General features: G+C 64.5%; 22 protein-coding genes. 7 read left to right on the top strand and 15 right to left on the bottom strand.

Features of this window, described 5'->3' with window-relative positions:
- Positions 1-24 precede the first annotated feature (24 nt).
- On the bottom strand, positions 25-936 hold the full coding sequence (locus tag QYH69_RS27770; RefSeq protein ID WP_308834928.1) for a hypothetical protein: 912 nt from the start codon (positions 934-936) through the stop codon (positions 25-27).
- A 64-nt stretch (positions 937-1,000) separates the two neighbouring features.
- Positions 1,001-1,852, bottom strand: coding sequence for an amidohydrolase family protein (locus tag QYH69_RS27765; protein ID WP_308834927.1), 852 nt, complete (start codon positions 1,850-1,852; stop codon positions 1,001-1,003).
- 199 nt (positions 1,853-2,051) lie between these two features.
- Between QYH69_RS27765 and QYH69_RS27760 the strand changes: the two genes are divergently transcribed.
- Positions 2,052-3,365, top strand: coding sequence for a LysR family transcriptional regulator (locus QYH69_RS27760; RefSeq protein ID WP_308834926.1), 1,314 nt, complete (start codon positions 2,052-2,054; stop codon positions 3,363-3,365).
- A 201-nt stretch (positions 3,366-3,566) separates the two neighbouring features.
- On the opposite strand, the gene QYH69_RS27755 is transcribed toward QYH69_RS27760, so the two are convergent.
- From QYH69_RS27755 to phnG, 10 genes are all read right to left on the bottom strand, one after another.
- A complete protein-coding gene (locus QYH69_RS27755; RefSeq protein WP_308834925.1) occupies positions 3,567-4,736 on the bottom strand; it encodes a porin in 1,170 nt (389 codons plus the stop codon).
- Positions 4,737-5,116: 380 nt separating this feature from the next.
- Complete coding sequence (locus tag QYH69_RS27750) at positions 5,117-6,232, bottom strand: M14 family metallopeptidase (RefSeq protein WP_308834924.1); 1,116 nt, start codon at positions 6,230-6,232, stop codon at positions 5,117-5,119.
- A 149-nt stretch (positions 6,233-6,381) separates the two neighbouring features.
- On the bottom strand, positions 6,382-7,164 hold the full coding sequence (locus tag QYH69_RS27745) for an ABC transporter substrate-binding protein (protein ID WP_075161060.1): 783 nt from the start codon (positions 7,162-7,164) through the stop codon (positions 6,382-6,384).
- Positions 7,165-7,547: 383 nt separating this feature from the next.
- Positions 7,548-8,681 (bottom strand): alpha-D-ribose 1-methylphosphonate 5-triphosphate diphosphatase, encoded by a 1,134-nt coding sequence (locus QYH69_RS27740; RefSeq protein WP_308834923.1) that lies wholly within the window; start codon positions 8,679-8,681, stop codon positions 7,548-7,550.
- Between the two features lie 27 nt (positions 8,682-8,708).
- Positions 8,709-9,500: a phosphonate C-P lyase system protein PhnL gene (locus QYH69_RS27735; RefSeq protein ID WP_374992512.1), complete on the bottom strand. Its 792-nt coding sequence runs from the start codon at positions 9,498-9,500 to the stop codon at positions 8,709-8,711.
- Between the two features lie 74 nt (positions 9,501-9,574).
- Complete coding sequence (gene phnK, locus QYH69_RS27730) at positions 9,575-10,357, bottom strand: phosphonate C-P lyase system protein PhnK (RefSeq protein ID WP_308834921.1); 783 nt, start codon at positions 10,355-10,357, stop codon at positions 9,575-9,577.
- Positions 10,354-11,313: an alpha-D-ribose 1-methylphosphonate 5-phosphate C-P-lyase PhnJ gene (locus tag QYH69_RS27725; protein ID WP_308834920.1), complete on the bottom strand. Its 960-nt coding sequence runs from the start codon at positions 11,311-11,313 to the stop codon at positions 10,354-10,356. The genes phnK and QYH69_RS27725 overlap by 4 nt, the downstream gene beginning before the upstream one ends.
- Positions 11,310-12,545, bottom strand: a complete 1,236-nt coding sequence (locus tag QYH69_RS27720) for a carbon-phosphorus lyase complex subunit PhnI (RefSeq protein ID WP_308834919.1) — start codon at positions 12,543-12,545, stop codon at positions 11,310-11,312. The genes QYH69_RS27725 and QYH69_RS27720 overlap by 4 nt, the downstream gene beginning before the upstream one ends.
- The gene (gene phnH, locus QYH69_RS27715; RefSeq protein WP_308834918.1) at positions 12,545-13,156 is read right to left on the bottom strand and encodes a phosphonate C-P lyase system protein PhnH; all 612 of its coding nucleotides are present in this window, start codon (positions 13,154-13,156) and stop codon (positions 12,545-12,547) included. Before phnH ends, QYH69_RS27720 begins: the two co-directional genes overlap by 1 nt.
- Before the next feature lie 104 nt (positions 13,157-13,260).
- Entirely contained in the window at positions 13,261-13,803 is a 543-nt protein-coding gene (gene phnG, locus QYH69_RS27710) for a phosphonate C-P lyase system protein PhnG (RefSeq protein ID WP_308834917.1), read from the bottom strand.
- 174 nt (positions 13,804-13,977) lie between these two features.
- On the opposite strand from phnG, the gene phnF reads away from it, so the two are divergent.
- The 4 genes from phnF to QYH69_RS27690 all read left to right on the top strand — a co-directional run bounded on the left by phnF (position 13,978) and on the right by QYH69_RS27690 (position 17,370).
- Positions 13,978-14,730 carry a phosphonate metabolism transcriptional regulator PhnF gene (phnF, locus tag QYH69_RS27705; protein WP_308834916.1) on the top strand — a complete coding sequence of 251 codons (753 nt, stop codon included), beginning with the start codon at positions 13,978-13,980 and terminating at the stop codon, positions 14,728-14,730.
- Positions 14,727-15,530 carry a DUF1045 domain-containing protein gene (locus QYH69_RS27700; protein ID WP_308834915.1) on the top strand — a complete coding sequence of 268 codons (804 nt, stop codon included), beginning with the start codon at positions 14,727-14,729 and terminating at the stop codon, positions 15,528-15,530. Before phnF ends, QYH69_RS27700 begins: the two co-directional genes overlap by 4 nt.
- A gap of 3 nt (positions 15,531-15,533) precedes the next feature.
- Entirely contained in the window at positions 15,534-16,079 is a 546-nt protein-coding gene (gene phnN / locus QYH69_RS27695) for a phosphonate metabolism protein/1,5-bisphosphokinase (PRPP-forming) PhnN (RefSeq protein WP_308834914.1), read from the top strand.
- Between the two features lie 100 nt (positions 16,080-16,179).
- A complete protein-coding gene (locus QYH69_RS27690; RefSeq protein ID WP_308834913.1) occupies positions 16,180-17,370 on the top strand; it encodes a M20 aminoacylase family protein in 1,191 nt (396 codons plus the stop codon).
- Positions 17,371-17,404: 34 nt separating this feature from the next.
- Here QYH69_RS27690 and QYH69_RS27685 read toward each other — a convergent pair whose 3' ends face one another.
- Positions 17,405-18,235, bottom strand: a complete 831-nt coding sequence (locus QYH69_RS27685; RefSeq protein WP_308834912.1) for an IclR family transcriptional regulator — start codon at positions 18,233-18,235, stop codon at positions 17,405-17,407.
- A gap of 176 nt (positions 18,236-18,411) precedes the next feature.
- Between QYH69_RS27685 and pcaF the strand changes: the two genes are divergently transcribed.
- Together pcaF and QYH69_RS27675 are read left to right on the top strand one after the other, a co-directional pair.
- Entirely contained in the window at positions 18,412-19,614 is a 1,203-nt protein-coding gene (gene pcaF / locus QYH69_RS27680) for a 3-oxoadipyl-CoA thiolase (RefSeq protein WP_308834911.1), read from the top strand.
- 260 nt (positions 19,615-19,874) lie between these two features.
- Positions 19,875-20,465 carry a hypothetical protein gene (locus QYH69_RS27675; protein WP_308834910.1) on the top strand — a complete coding sequence of 197 codons (591 nt, stop codon included), beginning with the start codon at positions 19,875-19,877 and terminating at the stop codon, positions 20,463-20,465.
- A 146-nt stretch (positions 20,466-20,611) separates the two neighbouring features.
- On the opposite strand, the gene QYH69_RS27670 is transcribed toward QYH69_RS27675, so the two are convergent.
- Both QYH69_RS27670 and QYH69_RS27665 read right to left on the bottom strand, forming a co-directional pair.
- Positions 20,612-21,010, bottom strand: a complete 399-nt coding sequence (locus tag QYH69_RS27670) for a DUF2917 domain-containing protein (RefSeq protein WP_308834909.1) — start codon at positions 21,008-21,010, stop codon at positions 20,612-20,614.
- Between the two features lie 269 nt (positions 21,011-21,279).
- A complete protein-coding gene (locus QYH69_RS27665; protein ID WP_308834908.1) occupies positions 21,280-22,596 on the bottom strand; it encodes an amino acid permease in 1,317 nt (438 codons plus the stop codon).
- Positions 22,597-22,615 lie beyond the last annotated feature (19 nt).

Below are 22,615 nucleotides of genomic sequence, written 5' to 3'. Positions count from 1 at the left end.
GCTCGTTGGCCGGTGACTGTCGCATCAGCGCGCGGCGTCGCCCAGAATGCCGATGCTGTCGGCGAAAATCTCATCGACGGTGAGCTTTCGCGGCAACAGTTGTTGCGCTTCGCAAAACGCGATCGTTTCGGCAAGCGGCGCGCGCAGCGCGTCGTAGCCGAGCAGCAGCCGGTCCGGTTTGCCCGCGTTTTCCGCTGCGGCCGATGCCTTGCCGCGACACAGCAGGTCGTACACCGCGCGCACCGCTTGCGGATGGGCATCGGCCAGTGCCTTCGTCACGACAACGACGTGATTGATCGGGACATAACGATGGAGCGCGTACCACGCGCGATCGGCGGCGGGCGCGTTTGCAATCACGGGCTCGAACCCCGGTTCATCGGGCAGATCGTTGCCGAGAATCGCGGCATCGAGTTCGCCGTCGCGCAGCATCGGCAGCAGTTGCTTGCCCGGTTCGGCACGGCGCACGAAAGACGGGTCCCGGTACTCCTCGAGATGCGAGCCTTCGATCGTGACCCACTCGATCTGTTCGAGCGGCACGCCGTACGTCTGCGCAAGGATCGCGCGCACCCACATGCCCGTGGTTTGCGTCCATGCGCGCACGCCGACCTTTTTGCCCGCGAGGTTGCCGGTATCGATTCTGCCGCGCCGTGCATTATAGATAATGCAGCCCTGCTGGAAGCGCGCGGCGACCACCACAGGCAACAGCACCACCGGCTTTCCATAAGCTTTGGCCTGCAGGTAGGTCGCGATCGCGAGTTCGCTGACGTCATACGCCTGGCGGCGCGCCATCGGCGCAAACGCGCGATGAATCGGTTCGACATCGTCGAATGCGAGTTCGACCGCGGGGTCCGTCAGTTCATGTGCCTTCAGCGCGCGCGTATGGGCGTACGTCTTGAGAGCCGTCTTCAGGCGAAGCGGTTGCGTAGCGGTGTTCACAGTTCAGTATTCCTGATGCGTTCGGGGTCGCGTTTCCTGGAAGGAAGACCTGCTATGAAAACAATCACGCGGAAAGCGCCGGATAGATCGCGAGCGCGGTGCCGCCGAAGATTGCCGCGCGCGCATCGGCCGGCAGCATCGCCAGGCTTTCGCGCGCATCGGCAAGCAGTTGCGGCAGCGCGCCTTCGGCGGCCGGGAAATTCGAGCCCCATGCAATGCGATCTGCGCCGAACGCCTCGAGCACGCGCGGAAAGAACGCGGCCGGTGTCGATGCGCCGCGCGCTGCTTCGGCAATCGTGCGGTTGGTCAGCTTCAGATAGACGCCGCGGTGCGGCGCGAGGCTGAACAGCGGCGCGGCGGCTTCGTAGGGCGGCCCACCGGCCAGTTCGGGACGCGCGAGGTGATCGAGCAGCACGCGAATTCCGGGGAAGCGCGTCAGCATGTTCAGCAGCGCGGGTATGCCTTGTGCCGTCATCTGCAGGCAGATCGATACCTCGTGTTGCTGCGCGTACTCCCACACGGGAAACGAGCGCTCGTCGTCGAGCCAGCCTGCCTGGCCCGGCATCGTGCTGCCGGTCGTGAAAAGGCGCAGACCGCAGAGGCCGGCATCGAGCCAGCGCTGCATCTGCGTGACGGCGTCGCTCGCGAGCACGTCGACCGAAAACACGCCTGCGAAGCGGTCACGGTGGCTGCGCACCGCTTCGACGACATAACTATTGTCGTTGCCATACACCGTCGACGCTTGCACGACGACCGCGCGGTCGATGCCGGCTTCATCCATCGACGCTAGCAACGCTTCGAAACTGACCGGGCGCTTCACCGACCATTCCGACTGATGGCCGCCGACCGGCGCAACAGGATAACGCTGTTTATCCGGGGAAATTGCATGCGTGTGCGTGTCGATGACGACAGACATGGAAGGGCTCCTGACAAGGAATTCGTTGATCGAATGGTCGTTACTGTAAGCGGGAAGCGGCCGTATCCCTCAATATGAACTGCGCCGCGAGGCATAAATTTCAGTTAAGCTAGGGGTTTTCACGAACGTGTTGCAAAGCAGACGAGCGCGTTGAAATGGGCAGATTTCAAGCAGCGGGACTTCAATTGAGCGAACGTCGATGAACGGGCTTTCGAGCGGATTCGATCAAGGCACGGAGGTCGACGACGACCTCGCGCGCCTGCGGCGTCTGTTCCTGTTCGACGCCGTGTGCGAGGCAGGCGGAATCGGCCAGGCGGCGCTGCAGTCGGGCCGCACGCAGCCGGCGGTCAGTCTGGCGATCAGCAAGCTCGAAGCGAGTTTCGGCGGCCGCCTGTTCGAGCGCGGTTTCGGCGGCAGCGAACTGACGGCGGAAGGCGCGATCGTGCAACGGCGCGTGCGGCGCATGCTCGATCAGATCGAGCGCGCGGTGGCGAGTCTGACTGGCCAGCCGGCGTCGGCGGCGAATGGCAAAAACGACGCAAGAACCATTTGCCGCCACCTGACCGATTCGCAGGTGCGCTGCCATATCGCGATTGCCAATGCAGGGTCGGCCGCGGAGGCCGCGCAGCAGTTGCGCATTTCACAACCGGCCGTGCATCGCGCGGCACGGCAGATCGAGCAGACGGTCGGCGTAGCGCTGTATCGCCGGCGCGTGCATAGCGTGTCGGCGAACGCGGCGGGGGTCGAGTTCGCGCGTTGCCTGAGCCTGGCTTTGTACGAGATCGCGCAGGCGCGCGAAGATCTTGCGTATGCGCGCGGTCAGCTGAGCGGCAAGGTCGCGATCGGCGTCTTGCCGATGCTGCCGCCGCGCCTCGTGGCGCGCGCGATTCAACGGTTGCGCGAGCGCTATCCGGCCGCGCGCCTGACCGTCGACGAGGGTTCGCACGCGCGGCTGCTACGCGAACTGCGCAACGGCACGCTCGACATCATCATCGGCGCGCTGCGCGAGCCGCGGCTCACGGGCGCTGTGCAGGAAACCGAACTGTTTGCCGATCCGTTCATTATCGCGGTGCGCAAAGGGCATCGTCTCGCGAGCAAGAAAACCATAAAAACGCAGGATCTGACCGGTTACGACTGGGTCGTGCCGCAGCGCAACGTGCCGCGCCGCACGACGATCGACTCGATCTTTGCACGGCTGCAGTCGAAGCCGTCGATCGTCGTCGAAACGAGTTCGCTCGCGATGATGATGGCAATGCTCGTCGAAAGCGACTGCATCACGTTGCTCGCGCGCTCGCAGATCGGCGAAGCCTATCCGGGCAGCGAACTGGTCGCGCTCGAACTGGATACGCCCGAGGCACGCCGGGCCGTCGGCTATACGGTGCGTGCCGACTGGCTTTCCACGGCTGTGCAGGAAGCGTTTATCTCGCTGCTGCGCGAAGCGTGCGAGGAACGTACCGCTTTCGACGATGCTCCCGCGTCGCGATCGCAGCGACCACGCCCGGAACGCGCGTAACGACAGCATCGACACAACCGCGTCGCGCGGCGCCGGCCGCGCCTCGTCGAGCATCGTTCGAACGCGTGCGGCGACGCATGTCGACGCAACATGCGCGTTCATAGCGCCGGTCGAAAAAAAAGACGCCCCGAAGGGCGTCCTTGCCTGTTCTCGAAGCAGGTTGGCCGAGCGTCTCGCCGCAAGGCCAACCGCTCAAGCTGCTTAGAACTTGTGGCGCAGACCGACGCGGAACGCCAGCTGGCTTTGCGAGTTGTTGCCCGAGTTGCCGAAGAACGAGCTCGTGTCGCCGATCTGCGATTGCAGTTCCGAGTTGCCGGCGCGGCCGCTTGCGTCCTCGAACACCGTCAGGAAGTACACGTCGGTACGCTTGCTGAGCGCGTAGTCGACGGCACCCGAGATCTGGTTCCAGTGGCCGCTTGCCGTGGCGCCGTCCACCTTCGAGTACGTGTAGCCGGCAGCAACCGACAGCGCTTGCGTGAAGTTGTACTTGCCGCCCACGTCGTAAGCCTGGTACAGCGACGAGCCGAGCGTGATCGGCTGGAACAGCGTGTTCGTGTACAACGCCCATGCCGTGACCGGGCCGAGCGTGTAGCGGCCGCCGACGCCGAACGTGCGCAGATCGCGGATCGCCGCGCCACCCGACGCACCCGTACCCGGGTTGAAGTTCGCGAGGGCAACGTTGAATGCCGGCGTGGACAGAGCCGGGAACTTGATGTCCGTGTAGGCAGCGCCGACGCTGAACGGACCGTATGCGTAGTTCGCGCCGAAGCTGTACGTGCGCGACGAGCCAGTCGTCGTGCCGACCGTCGGTGCGCCGCCGAATGCGCCAGCCTGGTTCGAGAAGCCGTACAACGCGCCGAACGTGAGGCCGTAGAAGTTCGCGCTGCTGAACTTCACCGAGTTGTTGATACGGCTCGACGTCAACTGGTCGACGTCGTTCATGTGGTACGCGTAGTTGCCGCTGACGGTGTTGCCGCCATTCGAGTACGCGCCGCCGAGAACGTCGGTCGACAACGAGTATTGACGACCGAACGTCAACGAGCCGATGCCGTCCTTCGACAGACCGACGAATGCCTGACGGCCGAACAGTGCGCCGCCCTGGCTGGACGTGCCGTTGCCGCTATTGAAACCGCCTTCGAGCACGAAGATCGCCTTCAGGCCGCCGCCGAGGTCTTCCGCACCGCGCATGCCCCAACGGCTGCCTTGTGCGACGCCGTCGTCATACTTGAACAGCTTCTGCGAATTCGCGCCGCTGTGATTCACGTAGCTGATACCTGCATCGATAATCCCGTAGAGCGTCACGCTGCTTTGCGCGTGCGCAGCGCCCGCAAAAGTTGCGAGGAGCGCCGTGGTCAGTACTTTCTTGTTCAAAGATTTCTCCGTTTTTAGAAAATTGCCAGCGACTGTCGCCATGCTCTTCGGCAGGTCTTTCGTCGACCGGAAATTTAAACGGATTACATACAACTGAATATGACAATTGCGAAAAACGCACGGGATGTAGTGCAAAAACTACATTTTCGGGACGGGATCGCGGGAATTTTTGCTCGTTTCTTATAGTTATGCATACAAGCTGTTTATGAACGTCGGTTAAATGAAAGCAATGCTGCTTCGCGTGTAAATCGGTGCCGCACAAGACAGATCGCCCGCTCGAAAGCGGGCGATTTTGCTGGCACGTACCGCGGATGGCACGAATGCGCCCAGGCGAAGCATGCGGCCGTGAATAACCGGCCGTGAAGCGAGACGAGACGAGGCTAGGCGGATAACAACGATCCCGAGCGGATCGCTTTCGCCCCCGCCACGCGCGCGACTTCCATGCCGGCGGTCGCAAATCGCGATACGTGCCGCGCGTACAGGACGCCCGCGACCGTGCACTTCAGCGTGACGACTTTATCGGTCAGCGGATCGACGATATCGGCAATCTCCTTGCCCGCGTCGACCCACTTGCCGACCTCCGCGCGAAACACGACGACGCCGCTGACCGGAGACACGACCGGCTCGGTGCCCGCGAGCGGCGTGGCCGCGAATTCGAGCGCGGGCATCGGCGCAGCGGTACCGTCGATCACGCCGCGATGCGTGAGGTACTCGATGATCGCTTGTGCGTCTTTCTCCGCGAACTCGTACGACACGTCGCGCTGGCTGCGCAGTTCGACCGTAACGGAGATCGAGCCGTTCGGAATCGGGAAGCGGTCGCCGAAGCGCGCGCGCAAATCGGACCAGCAGAAGCTGTGAATCTCGTCGAACGGATTGCCGACCGAATCGAGCGCGAGCAGCGATGCCTTGGCGTCGAGATAGCGCGACAGCGGTTCGACGTCGGGCCACAGGTCCGGGTTCGTGTACAGATGCAGCGCCGCTTCCCAATCGCAATGCAGATCGAGCACGATATCGGCGTCGAACGACATCAGTTGCAGTGCGAGGCGATGCGATTCGAGCTCGGTGCGCGGCTTTTGCGCCTGCAAGGCTTCGTGCATGGCCGCGCGGATCGCCGAGCGATTGTGTTCGATATCGCCGGTCAGACGTCCTTCGATAACCGGTTCGACGAGTGCCGCGAGGTTATAGAAATTGCGGTTGAAGTTCTGCGCGGAATTCGATTCGAAGCGGCCCGCGAGCAGCCCGAGCATATGCTGGTTCAAACCGATCGGATTGGCGACCGGCACGACGATCACTTCGCCGCGCAGCTTGCCGGCCGCTTCGAGCGCCTCGAGCTTGCGGCGCAAGGCCCACGAAACGAGCATGCCGGGCAGTTCGTCGGCATGCAGCGACGACTGGATATACACCTTCTTTCCGCCGCCGGGGCCGTAGTGGAAGCTCGTCACGTTGCGAGCGGTGCCAAGCGACGGGGACAACAGCGGATGAATTTGCGTTTGCATGAGAGAGAGGCGGCAAAGCGTAGAGGCCGCGTTATCGGTTGATTGCGGGCTATTATGCCCGTCTCGAACGAAAACGGGCTCCATGCGGAGCCCGTTTGTACGGCGGAGCCTTGCGAGTGCGGCGCGGCGAACCGCGCCGCCGGCGTGTTTTAACCGCCGTAGACGTCGAAGTCGAAATACTTCTTCTCGAGCTTCTTGTAGGTGCCGTCCTTGATGATTTCGGCGATTGCCTTGTCGACCTTCGCCTTCAGATCGGTGTCTTCCTTGCGCATGCCGATGCCGGCGCCTTCACCGAGGATCTTCTTGTCTTCGAGGTCCTTGCCGACGAACTGGAAGCCCGCGCCGCGCGGCGTTTTCAGGAAGCCGATGTCCGCTTGCACGGCGTCTTGCAGCGCTGCGTCGAGGCGGCCCGAGATCAGATCGGCGTAGACTTGGTCCTGATTCTGGTAAGCGACGACCTTCGCGCCCTTCGGCTCCCAGTAGGTCTTCGCGTACGTTTCCTGGATCGTGCCCTGCTCGACGCCGACCGATTTGCCGGCGAGCGATTCGGGAGTCGGCTGGATGTTCGAGCCTTTCTTCGCGACGAGGCGCGTCGGCGTGTTGAACAGCTTCGACGAGAACGCGATCTGTTCGGCGCGTTGCGGCGTCATCGACATCGACGACAGCACGCCGTCGAACTTCTTCGCCTTCAGTGCCGGGATCATGCCGTCGAAGTCGTTCTCGACCCATACGCACTTCGCCTTGAGGCGCGCGCAGATTTCGTTGCCGAGGTCGATGTCGAAACCGACCAGCTTACCGTCGGAGCCCTTCGATTCGAACGGGGGGTAGCTGGCGTCGACGCCGAAACGGATCGTCGTCCAGTCTTTGGCGTGTGCGCCGATCGAAACGGTGGCAAGCAGGGCAACCGTCAAGGCCGCGAGCAGTTTTTTCACTGATTTACTCCCGAGTGGTTCTGATAAGTCGCTATGCGGATTGTGCTATGCGACATGACCCGCCGCGGATAGGCGGCCGGGCCTGGTGGTTTCGGCCGCCGGCGGGCCGCCAGCAGCGCGCGCCAAGCTTACCAGTCCAAAAATATTGGGGACCTGGTAGAACCCCGGATGGCGCGGCAGATCAAGCTCTGACGCGCATTTGCAGGCGGGCGCCGGCGAAAGGAAATCGACAGTTATGCGGTAACGCCGGTTGGTCCCGTAAGCCGCATGTTGTGATAGCGGCGCGCGGCCGGCGCGTTCGCTGCACTGCCGCACGACGGTTGCCGGCGGCAGTGCCGGATGGCCGGTGCTGTAGGGCCCGCTTGCGGGCGGACGCGAGCCGTTTAGACGACGCGCACGCCTGCGCGCCAGGTGGCGCGCGGCACCGGCAATGCGTCCATCATCGTGACGCGCACGAAGTCGGCGCGCAGACCCGGTGCGATCGAGCCGCGATCGTGCAGGCCGGCCGTGCGCGCCGGTTCGGCCGACACGGTGGACATCGCGCGCGGCAGCGTCCAGCCGGCCTTGTCGACGAGTTCGAATGCGGCCGTCAAAAGGCTCGACGGCACGTAGTCCGACGACAGGATATCGAGCAGACCGGCTTTCGCGAGTTCGAGCGCCGACACGTTGCCCGAGTGCGAGCCGCCGCGCACGACGTTCGGCGCGCCCATGATGGTCGCGATGCCGTGACGGTGCGAGGCTTCGGCCGCGATGCGCGTGGTCGGGAATTCGGCGAGGACGATGCCTTCGGCGGCAGCCTGTTCGACGTGCTCGACGAGCGTGTCGTCGTGGCTCGCGACCGGCACCTGCAGCTTCTTGCAGCGGTCGATGATCGCAAGACGGTGCGCATCGGCAAAGCGCTGCTGTTCCTCGGCGAGTTCCATCAGCGTGCGCTCCGCTTCCTCGTCGGTCAGCTTGCCGTGGCGCTCCTGGAATTTGCGCCACGCGGCGCGGTCGTGCCACTGGCGCTGCCCCGGCGTGTGATCCATCACCGACGCGAGCCGCAGCATCGGGTGCCCGCACAACTCGTCGAACACTTCGACGACGTCGCCGGTCGCGACTTCGCAGCGCAAATGCAGGAAGTGGTCGGCGCGCAGCAGTTTGCGCTCGGTGAAGCGCTGCAGCGCTTGCGCGCAGCGCGTCTGGATGCCGCGCTCGCGTGGCCCGTTGTGCGCGCGCGAGCCGATCGCGAGCGCGTCGAATACGGTCGTGATGCCGGCGGCGGCGACCTGCGCATCGTGAATCACGAATGCGGCGTCGGTGTTCCAGTAGACGCCGGGACGCGGCGCCAGATGCTTCTCGAGATTGTCGGTATGCAGTTCGATCAGGCCGGGCAGCAGGTAATCGCCTTCCCAGTCCTCCGACTCGCGCGCGGAAGTCGTGCCGCGCGAAATATCGCGGATCACGTCGTTCTCGATCCACACGACGCCAGTGAATTCTTCATCCCGCGTGACGACGCGGGCGTTCCTGATCAACATCGGAAAGCTCCGTATGGGTGTTGGATGTCAGTGTATTGCAGTCGTGTGACGTAGTGGTGGCCGCAACTCGAGCCGGCGCGTCGCGACTTTCGCGCGCGTGTCTTCGTCGTGGAAAATGCCGACGATCGCCGCGCCGCGCTCGCGCGCTTCGATGACGAGATCGGCGACCACGTCGCGGTTTTCCGCATCGAGCGAAGCGGTCGGTTCGTCGAGCAGCAGCACCGGATGCTCGGCGATCAGGCCGCGCGCGATATTCACGCGCTGCTGTTCGCCGCCCGAGAACGTGGCCGGTGCGAGCGACCATAGCCGTTCCGGCACATTCAACCGTGCAAGCAGCGCGGCCGCGCGCTCGCGCGCTTCGGCTTCGGCCACGCCACGCGAGACGAGCGGCTCCGCCACGAGCGCCAGGGTCGTCACGCGCGGAATCACGCGCAGAAACTGGCTCACGTAGCCTACTACGTTGCGACGCAAATACAGCACGTCGTACGCCTGCGCGCCGGTGATTGCGATGTGCTGCCTGTCGGGATCGACTGCGGGATCAAGCGCGGGATCAAGCGCGGGATCAAGCATGGGATGCGCGGGAGCGACAGCGCGATCGCGGGCGCGCGCGTCGTCGCGCAACGCGATCGTGCCGGCACTCGCGAGATAGTTGCCGTACAGGCAACGCAACAGTGTGCTCTTGCCAGCTCCCGACGGGCCGACGAGCACGACGCATTCACCCCGTTCGACATCGAGCGACACGCCATCGAGCGCGTCGATCCGCACGCCGCCCTGGCCGTGCAGCGTGAACGTTTTCGCGACACCGACCGCGCGCAGCATCAGCGCGGGGTTGTCGACGAAGGCACGCCCGATTGCGCGTGGAGCATTGGATTCGATCAATGACATCGCAGACCTCAAACCGGCAGAACCGAGGAAACCAGCGTTTGCGTGTACGGATGCTGCGGATCGTCGAGCACCTGATCGGTCAGGCCCGATTCGACGACTTCGCCGCCTTGCATCACCATAAGCCGATGCGCGAGCAGCCGCGCGACGCCGATATCGTGCGTGACGATCAGCACCGACAGATGCAGCGTCGCGGTCAGCGTGCGCAGCAGGTCGAGCAGCCGTGCCTGCACCGAGACGTCGAGGCCCGCGGTGGGCTCGTCCATGAACACGAGACGCGGACCCGTGACGAGGTTCCGCGCGATTTGCAGACGCTGCTGCATGCCGCCCGAAAACGCGGCTGGAAATTCGTCGATACGCGTGGCGTCGAGTTCGACGCGCTCCATCCATTGCGTGGCGAGCGCGCGGATCTGCCCGTAATGACGCGCGCCGACGGCCATCAGCGGTTCGCCGATGTTAGCGCCGGCGGAGACGCCGCTGCGCAGCCCGTCGCGCGGATTCTGCTGCACAAAGCCCCATTCGGTGCGCATCAGCAGGCGCCGGCGCGGTTCGGACAGCGCGCGCAGATCGACGGTCGCGCCATGCGCGGCCGCGTAGTGCAGCGTGCCGCTGTCGGCTTCGGTACGCAGCGCGAGCGCGTTCAGGAGCGTCGTCTTGCCCGAGCCGGACTCGCCGACGATGCACAGCACCTCGCCAGGATACAGATCGAAGCTGACGTTTCTGCAGCCGTTGCGGCCGCCATACTGTTTGGTGAGCGCGCGTGCGCTAAGGAGCGGGGTCGGCGTGCGCGTCATGCATGTTCTCCTGCGCCTTCGGTGTGCGCCCGCTGCTGCGTTTGCTGCGTCTGCTGCGTTTGTTGCGTTGCTTGCGTTGCTTGCGTCTCGCGCCGCTCGTGGCAGTAATCGCTATCGGAGCAGACGAACATCCGCTTGCCCGTATCGTCGACGATCATTTCGTCGAGGAAGCTTTCCGTCGAGCCGCACAGCGCGCACGCATGATCCCAGCGCTGGACCTCGAACGGATGATCGTCGAAGTCGAGGCTGCGCACGTGCGTATACGGCGGGATCGCATGGATGCGCCGCTCGCGGCCGGCACCGAACAGCTGCAATGCGGCGTTCATGTGCATCTTCGGATTGTCGTACTTCGGGATCGGCGAGGGCGACGTCAGATAGCGATGGTTGACGATGACCGGGTAGTCGTAAGTCGTCGCGATGCTGCCGTGATGCACGATGTCCTCGTATAGCTTCACGCTGATCAGGCCGTAGTCCGCCAGCGCGTGGAGCTTTCTGCTTTCGGCGACGCGCGGCTCGAGCCGGAACAGCGGCTCGGGGTTCGGCACCTGGTAGACGAGGATCTGTTTATCGGTAAGCGGCGTTTCGGGAATGCGGTGACGCGTCTGCACGATCGTCGCTTCGGTCGTGCGGCGGGTCGTTTTGACACCCGCCGTGCGCGCGAAAAAGCGCCGGATGTTGACCGCATTGGTCGTTTCATCGGAGCCCTGATCGATGACCTTGAGCGTATCGTCGCGGCCGATGATCGACGCGGTAACCTGAATCCCGCCTGTGCCCCAACCGAACGGCAACGGCATCTCGCGCGCCGCGAACGGCACCTGGTAGCCTGGCACCGCGACCGCTTTCAGCAGCGCGCGGCGGATCATGCGCTTCGTCTGTTCGTCGAGATACGCGAAGTTGTAGCCCTCGGCCGCGCTATCGGGGTCGCGTGATGCGATGGAGGTATCGGACGAATTCATGCGGCTTCTTCCTGTTGAGCGCGCTGCGAAGCGAGCTTCTGCGGGGTCTGCTCCGGAGTCTGTTGCGTAGTCTGCCGATCGCCATTGGCATCGTCGGCGTCGCGCTGTTGCGCGCCTGCATGTTGCGCACGCAACCGCCGCACGAGTTCGAGTTCCGACTGGAAGTCGACGTAGTGAGGCAGCTTCAGGTGTTGCACAAAACCCGATGCCTCGACGTTGTCGCTATGCGACAGCATGAATTCGACGTCTTGCGTCGGCGAGCGCAGCGTTTCGCCGAGTTCTTCGGCGCGCAGCGCGCGGTCGACGAGCGCCATCGCCATCGCCTTGCGTTCCGAGTGGCCGAACGCGAGGCCATAGCCTTGCGTGAACGACGGCGGCGCTTCCGCGCTGCCCACGAACTGGTTGATCATCTGGCATTCGGTCACGTCGATCTCGCCGATTTCGACCGCTTCGCCAAGTTCGTCCAGCACCATTTCGACTGCGACCGTGCCGAAGCGGATTTCGCCGGCGAACGGATGCGAATGCGCGTATCCACGCTGCGTCGCATAGCCCATTGCGAGCAGAAAGCCCTCGTCGCCGCGCGCGAGGTTTTGCAGGCGCGTGGCGCGGCTGGCCGGAAAGGCGAGCGGCTCGCGCGACAGGTCGCCCGGTTCGGGCGCGTCAGGCGTCGGCGTTTCCTGTTCGATCAGGCCTTCCTTGTCGAGCAGCGCGACGACGCGCGGCATCGGTTCCTTCGCCACATGCGCTGCGTGATGCGGTGCGGGAACCGCTGTTGCATCGGCGCTCGCGCCATTATCGGCATCGGCATCGGCATCGGCATCGCTTTGCGCAAGCAGCGCGAAATCGAGCAGGCGCTGCGTGTAGTCGTACGTCGGCCCAAGCAACTGGCCGCCCGGCACATCCTTGAACGTCGCCGAAATGCGGCGCTCCGCATGAATCGCTTCGGTGCGCAGCGGTTCCGTATAGCCGAAGCGCGGCAGCGTGGTCCGATATGCGCGCAGCAGGAAGATTGCTTCGACGAGATCACCGGCCGCCTGCTTGATCGCGAGTGCGGCGAGCTCTTCGTCGTACACCGAACCTTCGGTCATGACGCGTGCGACGGCGAGCCGCAACTGTTCGCGAATCTGCGCGACGCTGAGTTCGGCGAACTGCGTATCGCCGCGACGCTCCTTGTCGAGCAGGCGCCACGATGCTTCGATGGCGCGCTCTCCACCCTTGACGGCAACGTACATTAGTTGAGCTCCACTTGGGTTGTGCGCGGCAGACCCATCAGCGTGTCGCCGCAGACGAAGTAGCAGTCGATGCCGCACGGAAAGAGCGGCGCCAGTTCCGCGCGTTCGAGCCAGAAACGCTCGGGCAGCCCGCCGGGCGCGATGCTGCGTGTCGATTCGATGCCCGGGCCGCGCAACGTGAGCGGGGTGCCGCTCGTCAGCGACGCAACGCGAATAAGCAGTGTGGCCGATGTCTCGGGCGATTCGGGATCGCCGGGCGCGAACCGCTCGAGCGCGGGCATGGCGGCCGCATCGTGCACATAGGCGAAGGCGGCGTGCTGCGGGGTATCGACGAGCGGTGCGCCGGTATGAAAGCGCAGCGCGGAGGCGAGCGGCGCGTCGGCTTGCGCGAGCCACACGGGCGTGGAGAAATCGCAGAGCGTGAGCAGCGCGGCGAACGCGGCACGGTCGGCGGCGGGTTGCCGCCGGTTCGTTGCGTTTGCGTTCAGCGCGGGCAGCACGTCGCTCACGGCGCCGATCGTGCCCGGGCGTGACAGCACGTCGAGCAGCGTGCGAAACACTGCCTGCGTGTCGTGCACGGGATCGGCGAAGCCGGGAGTCAGGGTGGCCAATGAGGTGGTCAATGAGGTGGCCAATGAGGTTGCCAACGAGGTGCCTGATGAACGGGCCGGCGACGTGGACAGCGCGACCTGTGCCGGATTATTCGATGTGTTCATCAGTCGCCTCGGACCATCGTGAAGAATTCGACGCGCGTGCCGGCCGTGTCTTGGCGGCGCGCTTCGCGCGCGGCCTCGAGGCGCGCGGCGAGCGGTTCGATCAGTTGCGCATGCAGATGCGGGTGCTGCTGCGGCAGTTGCAGCAATGCATCGGCAAGCGCCGCGAGTTCGGCGCGCCGGCGGTCACGGCCCAGATGGCACGCGACGCCGACCGGCGTGTCGGCCTCCCGATGGCCGGCCCCCGGTTCGCCGGCCGCCGGTTCGCCGGCCGCCGGTTCCCGTAAACGCAGCGTGGCGCGTGTGACCGTCGCTTCGCCGAGATTGAAAGCGTCGCCGCTGCCGCCGACACGGCCGCGCACCATCGCAAGGCCAGTTTCGGGCGGGCGCAGCCAGTCATAAGCGGGTAGCGGTGCGCCGTTCATGGCGCGCTGCAGCGCCGCTTCGAGCTCCGCGCGCGGCGTGCGCGCCAGCACCGCCATCCATGCGCGACGCGCGGACGACGAAGGCGGGGCGGAAGAAACGGGGGCGGAAGGATCGCTCATCGGGAGTTCCGTGGTTTCGATGTCCGGATATTTGAGCATCTATTCATCTAAACGTCTAGACGTTTGTAGGTAAAATCCCGCAGTGACACGGTGCGGTGCGCAGATTCATATTTTCATCACGGGTTGCGCACTACAATCGAGCGTTATATTTGAACCGAGGGGAATGACACCACCATGACATCGAACGACGATGCGACTCCCGGAACGCTGCTCGAACGCGGCGGCGGTGTCGCCGTATGGCGGCAGATCGAGCAGATTCTCGCCGCGGAAATCGCCGCGAGCGGCTTCGGCGAAGAAGGGCGTTTGCCGAGCGAAGCCGAGCTCGCGAGACGCTTCGACGTCAACCGTCACACGATCCGCCGCGCGATGCTGGGGCTTGCCGCGCTCGGTCTCGTCAGTGTCGAACAGGGGCGTGGCACGTTCGTTCAACCGGGCGCGATCGATTACACGATCGGCCGGCGCACGCGGTTCACCGAAAACCTGCGGCAGCAGCAGTCGCTCGGCGTGCTGCTGTCTGCATCGCGTGTGAAGGCCGAGCCGAACGTCGCGAAGGCATTGGGGCTGCGCGCGGGCGTCACGGTCTACCGGATGGAAATGCTGCACGAAGCGAACGGCGTGCCGCTCACTTTCGCGCGCAGCTGGTATCCGGCCGCGCGTTTCACGGATCTGCCCGACGCGCTCGAGCGCACGGGCGGCATGACCAAGGCGCTCGCCGAATATGGCGTGAACGACTATCTGCGTAAATGGAGCCGCATCGGCAGCGTGCTGCCCGACGCGGACGTGGCGCGCCGCCTTAATATCAATCGCCAGCAGCCGGTGCTGTGGGTCGAGAACGTCGACGTCGATATCGAAGGCACGCCGATCAAATACGGCTTCACGCACTTCGCGGCGGACCGCGTGCAACTGCTCGTGGAGAACGACGTATGAGCGCGGCGCGAGCCGATCGACACGGCGAACAAGTGGCGGCGGCAGCGCCGGCCGGCGACGCAACCTTGCACTGGAGCGCGGCCACGCGCTGTGCGGTGTACTATGCGCCGCCGCGTGGGTCCGGCTGGTGGAGCGTGGGTGCCGAATGGCTCGGACGCGACGCGGAAAGCGGCGCCGTGCACGAACCGCGCGACGATTTTCCTGTGCTGTCGCAAACGCTTGCGTGTCTGACGAATGATCCGCGCCGCTACGGCTGGCACGGCACGCTCGTTGCACCGTTCCGGCTAGCCGACGGCGTGCATCCGCACGATGTCGCCGATGCGGCGCGGCGCTGGGCGCGCACGCAAACGCGCTTCGCCTTGCCCGTCGAAGCCGGGACGCTCGGCCGCTTCGTCGCATTGAGGCCCGCCGGCGAGGAGGCCGATGCACGCATGCGCGAACTGGCGTCGGACGCGCTGCGCGCGTTTGCGACGCTACGTGCCGCGCCGTCGGCGGCGGACCTCGAACGGCGTCTTGCCGCGCCGCTCACTGAACGGCAACGAGCGCTGCTCGTCGAATGGGGATACCCATATGTGTTCGACGAATTCCGCTTTCATATGACGTTGTCGAATTCGCTCGAAGACGCGCGCGACCGTGCGGCGATCGTTCAATGGTGGCATGCGCAGGTACAGCGGCTTGGCGCGTTGCCGGTCGACGGCATCGCGCTTTTTGTGGAGCCCGCGCCGGGCGAGCCGTTCGTGCTCTGGCAGCGACTCGCATTCGATGCGACGGGCGCATCGGGTAACGCGGAGGTGAAGTAAGGCATGGAAGGCCGTTTGATCTATGTGATGGGCCCGTCGGGCGCCGGCAAGGATTCGCTGCTGCATTTCGCGCGCGATCATGTCGCCGGCGCGCCGGTTGTGTTCGCACACCGTTACATCACGCGCAGCGCGGGCAGCAACGAAAATCATGTCGCGCTTACGCCGGAAGAATTCGAAGCGCGTTCCGCACTTGGTCTCTTCGCACTCGAATGGTCGAGCCATGCGCTGCGCTATGGCATCGGTATCGAGCTCGATGCATGGCTTGCGCGCGGATGCACGGTCGTCGTCAACGGCTCGCGGCAACATCTCGCGCGTGCACTCGAACGCTACCCGCATACGGAAATCGTGCACGTCGAGGCCGAGCCGCATATTCTCGCGGCGCGGCTCGGCGCGCGCGCGAGGGAAACGGCCGAGCAGATCGCGGCACGCCTCGCGCGCCTTGCGCCGTTTTCGTTGCCCGACGGCGCGCGCGTGACACGCATCGATAATTCCGGTGCGCTCGATGTGGCGGGGCACGCATTCGTGCGGGTTCTGCGCGGCGTCATCTGAATCTGGAGCGCGCGGTCTTCGGCGGTGGGCACAACCGTGCTGCTATAGTGCGGGGCTATTCGCCGCGTGCGACGCGGTGCCGAATGCATGGGGACCGCCGATGAGCGACGCAGAACGTTTTGCCGAAATAGCCGATCTCGAACCCGCTGCTGCCGCGTTGCGCGACATCCGCCATCAGATTCACCACCATCCCGAACTGGCCTACGAAGAAGTCGAGACCGCCGCGCTGGTCGCAAGCAAGCTCGAAGCGTGGGGCTGGCAGGTTACGCGCGGGGTCGGCCGCACGGGCGTGGTCGGCACGCTGAAAGCAGGCGCGGGTACGCGCAGCGTCGGCATTCGAGCCGACATGGATGCGCTGCCGATCATCGAGCAGACAGGCCTGCCTTACGCGAGCGGCACGCACGGCAAGATGCACGCATGCGGCCACGACGGCCACACGACCATGCTGCTCGGCGCCGCGCAACATCTCGCGGCGACGCGCCGTTTCTCGGGTACCGTGCATCTGTACTTTCAGCCGGCCGAGGAAAGCGGTATCGACAGCGGCGCGAAAAAGATGATCGAGGACGGCCTGTTCGACCGCTTCCCGTGCGACGCGGTGTTCGGCATGCACAACCATCCGGGCGCCGAGCCAGGTAAGTTCCTGTTCCGCAAAGGGCCGTTCATGTCCGCGGGCGACAAGGCGGTGATCACCGTCGAAGGCGTGGGCGGCCATGCGGCGCGGCCGCACCTCACAGTCGATCCGATCGTGATTGCCGCGAGCATCGTGATGGCCTTGCAGACCGTCGTCGCGCGCAATGTCGACCCCACGCAGCCCGCGGTGGTGACGATCGGCTCGATGCATGCGGGCACCGTCAACAACGTGATTCCGGCCACCGCGAAGCTCGAACTGAGCGTGCGCTCGTTCAGCGCCGAGGTGCGCGCGCTGCTGAAAAAGCGCATTACGGAACTGGCCGAAGGCCAGGCCGCGAGTTATGGCGGCAAGGCCAACGTCGAGTACATCGAAGGCTATCCGGTCGTCGTCAATTCGGATGCGGAAACGGAGTTCGCGATCGAAGTCGCGCGCGAACTGGTCGGCCACGACAACGTCGTCGCGCATACGGACATGCTGATGGGCAGCGAAGACTTCTCGTTCATGCTGCAGCACCGGCCGGGCACGTTCTTGCGGCTCGGCAATGGCGTCGGCGAAGACGGCTGCATGGTGCACAACCCGCATTACGACTTCAATGACCGCAACTTGCCGATCGGCGCGGCGTACTGGGCGCGGCTCGTCGAACGATATCTGAGCCGGTAACGCTACCTGACCCGTACGACGGAACGCTCGCTATCTACCCGCGCAGCGCGACCATATCGGAGACGCTCTGCGCGGCTTTCTGCAGCGGCTCGAGAAACGTCTTCATCATCTGTTTCGCGGAATTGCGCTGCGCGTTGCCGCTGATGTTCATCGCCGCGATGATGCGGCCTTGCCGGTTGCGGATCGGCGCCGAAATCGAAATCAGCCCTTCCTCGAGTTCCTGATCGTTGATCGCCCACCCCTGGCGACGTACCTGCGCGATGATCTGCTTCAGTTCGTTTTTGTCCGTGACTGTGCGCGGCGTATGCGCGTGCAGATTCGATGCGTCGAGTATCGCGTCGAGCGCCGCATCGTCGAGCGACGAGAGCAGCACGCGTCCCATCGAGGTGCACCACGCGGGCAGACGGCTGCCGATCGACAGATTGATGGTCATGATCTTGTGCGTCGGCACGCGCAGCACATAGACGATTTCCGTGCGGTCGAGCACGGCCGCCGAGCAGCTTTCGTGCACCTCGGCCGACAACTGTTCCATGACAGGTTCGGCGACGTTCCAGAACGGCATCGACGTTAGATAGGCGAAGCCGAGATCGAGGATGCGCGGCGTGAGCCGGAACAGGCGCCCATCGGCTTCGACGTAACCGAGCGTTTGCAGCGTGAGCAGAATGCGGCGCGCGCCGGCGCGCGTGAGACCCGTTGCGGCAGCGACATCGGTCAGTGTTTGCGCAGGGCGCTCGGCGTTGAAGGCGCGAATCACCGCAAGGCCGCGCGCGAACGATTGCACGTAGGAATCGCCGGGCTTGTCGGGCGCATCAGCGTGCAGGGCGGGGGCAGGTTGCGACGCTCGAGTGTCTTTATCGATAGCCATATTTGCGGGCGGCGGGTGGCGAAGCGGCGGACCACGCGGCATGCACAGCCGTTGACAGGCTTTTCCGCGCACGCCTATCATCGTGTAAAATTGTTCGATATTAGACCATAAGTTCGCATATAGAACAAACGGTCTTTCCCGGTATGTACCGCCGAAGCAACGTTGGAGACATGAAGATGACCGAAGCTTTCCTCTGCGACGCGATCCGCACGCCGATCGGCCGCTACGCGGGTTCCCTGTCGTCGGTTCGCGCGGACGACCTCGGCGCCGTGCCATTGAAGGCGCTGATCGAGCGCAACAAGGACGTCGACTGGAACGCCGTCGACGACGTGATCTACGGCTGTGCGAATCAGGCCGGCGAAGACAACCGTAACGTCGCGCGCATGTCGCTGTTGCTTGCGGGCCTGCCGCAAGGCGTACCGGGCGCGACGATCAACCGGCTGTGCGGCTCGGGCATGGATGCGCTCGGCATTGCCGCGCGCGCCATCAAGGCGGGCGAAGCGGGGCTGATGATCGCGGGCGGCGTCGAAAGCATGAGCCGCGCGCCGTTCGTGATGGGCAAGGCGACCGCCGCATTCGCGCGCCAGGCCGACATCTTCGATACGACGATCGGCTGGCGCTTTATCAACCCGCTGATGAAGCAGATGTATGGCGTCGACTCGATGCCCGAAACGGGCGAGAACGTCGCGCAGGAATTCAACGTGAGCCGGGCCGATCAGGATGCGTTCGCGTTGCGCAGCCAGCAGAATGCGTCGCGTGCGCAGCGCGACGGCACGCTCGCGCAGGAAATCGTCGCGGTGACGGTTCCGCAGAAAAAGGGCGATCCGGTCATCGTTTCGCACGACGAACATCCGCGCGAAACGAGTCTCGAGGCGCTGGCGAAGCTCAAGGCCATAGTACGCGCCGACGGCACGGTAACGGCTGGCAATGCATCGGGCGTCAACGACGGCGCTGCCGCGCTGTTGCTGGCAAACGAAGCGATGGCGAAACGTTCCGGTTTGACGCCGCGCGCGCGCGTGCTCGGCGTGGCGACCTCCGGCGTCGCGCCGCGCGTGATGGGCATCGGGCCTGCGCCCGCTACGCAGAAACTGCTTGCGCGCCTTGGCATGACGCTCGATCAGTTCGATGTCATCGAACTCAATGAAGCGTTCGCATCGCAAGGTCTCGCCGTGCTGCGCATGCTCGGCGTGGCCGATAACGATCCGCGCGTCAATCCGAACGGTGGTGCGATTGCGCTCGGGCATCCGCTTGGCATGAGCGGCGCCCGTCTCGTGACCACGGCGATGTACCAGTTGCAACGGATGCAGGGGCGTTTTGCGCTGTGCACGATGTGCATCGGCGTTGGGCAAGGCATCGCCATTGCGCTTGAACGTGTGTGACACATCATCGCGCAGCGGGAAAAGCATTATGGTTTGCAATGCTTTATCCGCTGCCTGAATGCGGGTTGCGCGAAGTCTACGCTGCACGATTCAAAAGGCATTCAAACTTTTACACAATGTGAAAAATCGCGGGATCTATTGGCTTTCGGCTGGGTTATGATGCGTTTTCGTCTGGATGACGAACTGTTTTTAATACGGCATAGGGTTGTAAGAAGCCCGTATTGGCCAGTGACTGAAAACGCTCTTGAAGGAGAACCCGAATGAAGAAAGCAATCGGAGCAGCCGCCTTGCTCGCACTCGCCTATATGGTGCAGCCGGCTTACGCAGAGGACACGCTCGCGAATTCCGCACAAAGTGTCGTCAGTGCGGTGCAGCCGGTGCATATCCAGGCGAAGATCGTCGGCATCGACGCAGCGTCGCGCACGGTCACGCTGCAAGGCCCGAATGGGCGCACCGCGATCATTCTTGTCAGCGACGAGGTGCCCGGTTTCGACAAGCTCAAAGTTGGCGATAACGTGGACGCCGAATACAAGAACGCGCTGCTCGTGACCGCGGAAAAAGTGAAGGGCGCCGACAAGGGTATTCGCGAACGCGTCGACACACAGGTCTATCAGCCGGCTTCGGGCGGCTATCAAACAGCGAAGCAGATCGAGGTGCTCGCCACCGTGCAGAAGATCGATCGCAAGAAGCGCATGGTCACGTTGCGTGGCGCGTATCAGACTCAAACGCTCGACGTCGGTCCCGACGTCGATTTGAAAACTCTGAAGGTGGGCGACACCGTGCACGCCGTGTTTGTTTCGGCAGCCGCGGTGAAGATTACGCCGAGCGGCACATCGCCCACGGTGCAGTAATTCCCGGCCGTAACGCGCGATTCGCCACACGCGCGATCGGCGATCCATCACGCGCTAAGAGCTGCCGTGCAATATCGCGCGGCAGCCGCATGACACTCGTTTTTTTCCTCGCTATCTTCGGCATCGTCAATGCGGCGCGATCGAGGTCACCGCGAATTCGGCGCATAGACATCCGGCTCCAACAAAGACAGGCGCTCGAGCCAACGGTAAAGCACGCCACGACGTTTGCGCGGATACGTGATCAGCGAAAGGCGCGCGGCAAGCTTGCCGTCGGTGCTGACCCATACGCGTTCGCCGCGCCGCAATTGAATTGAATAGCCGGGTTGCAGCCAGTAGTCGTACGGCGACGAAGCGCGCGTCAACCACACGCGCTCACTGTTCACATTCAGTTCGCAGTGCGCCTCGACTCGCCAGGATAGCGTTGCGCCTGGCTGCACTTCGAAGTGCATGACGACCCTTGGCAGCCTCTCCTCGCATGCGGAGGCCACTTCGGGCGGTGAGACATCCGATACGGGATCGGTGAACTGCGGGCTTGCCTGGTTCATGTTGTGCTCCATCGACGATTGAGCCGGAGAACAGAACGGAAAGCCGCGCACAAAACAAAAGGCCCCTTCCGTTGCCGGCGGGGCCTTGGGATGTTTTGTTATTCCAGACTGCTAATAGGCAAACGCTCCCGATGGCCCGCCGTGAATGGCGGCTCGAATCGGGTTCCAATTGACAATGGCGGTGGAGATCAGCGTAAGCATGTCAGGGAGTGTGTCTGGCGAGGCGCGGCTTGTCAATAAAATTTGTTGCTGAAGCGTTAAGTCAACAGTCATCGAATTTTCACGGACTGCGATATGTCGCTTCGTGAGACTCGTGCGACATTGGCGTCGACGCGTTCGCGTACGTGCAGATAAAGCAGCGCACAGCCGGTAATCGCGAGCGGCCATAACAGGTACCAGCCAGTCGCCGCAAACAATGCCGCGACGGCAACGAGCGCGACGCACGCGCAGCGGCGCGCCCCGCTGCGCTTCGGCAGCAGGCGCAACGCAGCGGCTGTGCCGAGCGCATAGACCGTGACGAACGAACCGGTCGTCAGCAGGACGAGCGGCCGTGGCCCGACGCCGGCTATCACGGACGCGCACAGCGCAATCAAGGCGAGCACGGCAATCACAAGCAGGCTGCGGCGCGGCACGTCGCCCGCGCGACTGCCCGCGGCGAACCACGCCGGCAGCGCGCCGTCGCGCCCGAGCGCGGCGCCGAGCTTGGCGGCGCCGGCGAAATACGCGTTCATCGTGCCGAGCGTGAGCAGCAGCGCGGCAGCCGCCGCGAGCACCTGCACCTTGCCGCCCAGGCCCGTCGCGAGCAGTTCGGCAAGCGGCGCACTCGACTTGCCGGCGGCGGGCCCGAGCACGAGCACGCTTGCGGTCGCGACACCCATGTACAGCACGCCGACGACACATACCGCGATGCCGGTCGCGAGCGGAAGATCGCGCGCGGGGTGGCGAAACTCGGCCGCGAGGTGGGTGATCGCTTCCCAGCCCGCGAAGCTCCAGACGAGCAGCGCCGCCGCGGGGCCAATCGCGAGCCAGCCGTGCGGCGCGAATGGCTGCAGGTTCGCGGCGCGCGCATGCGGCGCCGAAGCGGCGATCGCCGCCAGCAGCAGCGCGACGAGCACGACCGCGAGCGCCAGTTGCAAACGTCCGGACACGGTGACGCCGAACGCATTGGCGACGGTGACGATCAGCATCAGCGCCGCCGCGGTGCCGATCGTCGCAACGTGCCCGCCGCCGAGCGCCGCGGTGACATAGGCGCCGCCGAACATCGCCGCCGCGGGCGAGCCGGCCGGCACCGCGAAGTAGAAGCACCAGCCGATGATCGCCGCCGCGCGCGGCCCGAACGCGTTGCGCACGTAGGTCGATACGCCGCCTGCGTCAGGATAGCGCGCGCCCAGCGCGGCGAATGTCGCGGCAAGCGGCACCGACAGCAACACGAGCGCCGCCCACGCGATGAGCGATGCGGGGCCGGCGACGTCTGCGGCGAGCGCCGGCAGCGCAATGACGCCTGTGCCTAGCACCGCGCCGACATAGAGGGCAGCGCCTTGCATGACGCTGAGGCGCCCCGAAGCGGAAGCGCCCGAAGCGCCCATGCCTTGATCTGATCCGGCC

Origin of the sequence: Paraburkholderia sp. SARCC-3016, from assembly GCF_031119615.1 — a bacterium.
Taxonomy (GTDB): domain Bacteria; phylum Pseudomonadota; class Gammaproteobacteria; order Burkholderiales; family Burkholderiaceae; genus Paraburkholderia.
This window is presented reverse-complemented; position numbering and strand designations above follow the sequence as displayed.

Excerpts from the sequence above, each read along its gene's own strand:
- QYH69_RS27765 (WP_308834927.1), bottom strand. The coding sequence starts at position 1,852 with ATGTCTGTCGTCATCGACACGCACACGCATGCAATTTCCCCGGATAAA.
- QYH69_RS27760 (WP_308834926.1), top strand. The coding sequence starts at position 2,052 with ATGAACGGGCTTTCGAGCGGATTCGATCAAGGCACGGAGGTCGACGAC.
- QYH69_RS27750 (WP_308834924.1), bottom strand. The coding sequence starts at position 6,232 with ATGCAAACGCAAATTCATCCGCTGTTGTCCCCGTCGCTTGGCACCGCT.
- QYH69_RS27740 (WP_308834923.1), bottom strand. The coding sequence starts at position 8,681 with ATGTTGATCAGGAACGCCCGCGTCGTCACGCGGGATGAAGAATTCACT.
- QYH69_RS27735 (WP_374992512.1), bottom strand. The coding sequence starts at position 9,500 with ATGCTGCGCGCGGTCGGTGTCGCGAAAACGTTCACGCTGCACGGCCAG.
- phnK (WP_308834921.1), bottom strand. The coding sequence starts at position 10,357 with ATGACGCGCACGCCGACCCCGCTCCTTAGCGCACGCGCGCTCACCAAA.
- QYH69_RS27725 (WP_308834920.1), bottom strand. The coding sequence starts at position 11,313 with ATGAATTCGTCCGATACCTCCATCGCATCACGCGACCCCGATAGCGCG.
- QYH69_RS27720 (WP_308834919.1), bottom strand. The coding sequence starts at position 12,545 with ATGTACGTTGCCGTCAAGGGTGGAGAGCGCGCCATCGAAGCATCGTGG.
- phnG (WP_308834917.1), bottom strand. The coding sequence starts at position 13,803 with ATGAGCGATCCTTCCGCCCCCGTTTCTTCCGCCCCGCCTTCGTCGTCC.
- phnF (WP_308834916.1), top strand. The coding sequence starts at position 13,978 with ATGACATCGAACGACGATGCGACTCCCGGAACGCTGCTCGAACGCGGC.
- QYH69_RS27700 (WP_308834915.1), top strand. The coding sequence starts at position 14,727 with ATGAGCGCGGCGCGAGCCGATCGACACGGCGAACAAGTGGCGGCGGCA.
- phnN (WP_308834914.1), top strand. The coding sequence starts at position 15,534 with ATGGAAGGCCGTTTGATCTATGTGATGGGCCCGTCGGGCGCCGGCAAG.
- QYH69_RS27690 (WP_308834913.1), top strand. The coding sequence starts at position 16,180 with ATGAGCGACGCAGAACGTTTTGCCGAAATAGCCGATCTCGAACCCGCT.
- QYH69_RS27685 (WP_308834912.1), bottom strand. The coding sequence starts at position 18,235 with ATGGCTATCGATAAAGACACTCGAGCGTCGCAACCTGCCCCCGCCCTG.
- pcaF (WP_308834911.1), top strand. The coding sequence starts at position 18,412 with ATGACCGAAGCTTTCCTCTGCGACGCGATCCGCACGCCGATCGGCCGC.
- QYH69_RS27675 (WP_308834910.1), top strand. The coding sequence starts at position 19,875 with ATGAAGAAAGCAATCGGAGCAGCCGCCTTGCTCGCACTCGCCTATATG.
- QYH69_RS27670 (WP_308834909.1), bottom strand. The coding sequence starts at position 21,010 with ATGAACCAGGCAAGCCCGCAGTTCACCGATCCCGTATCGGATGTCTCA.
- QYH69_RS27665 (WP_308834908.1), bottom strand. The coding sequence starts at position 22,596 with ATGGGCGCTTCGGGCGCTTCCGCTTCGGGGCGCCTCAGCGTCATGCAA.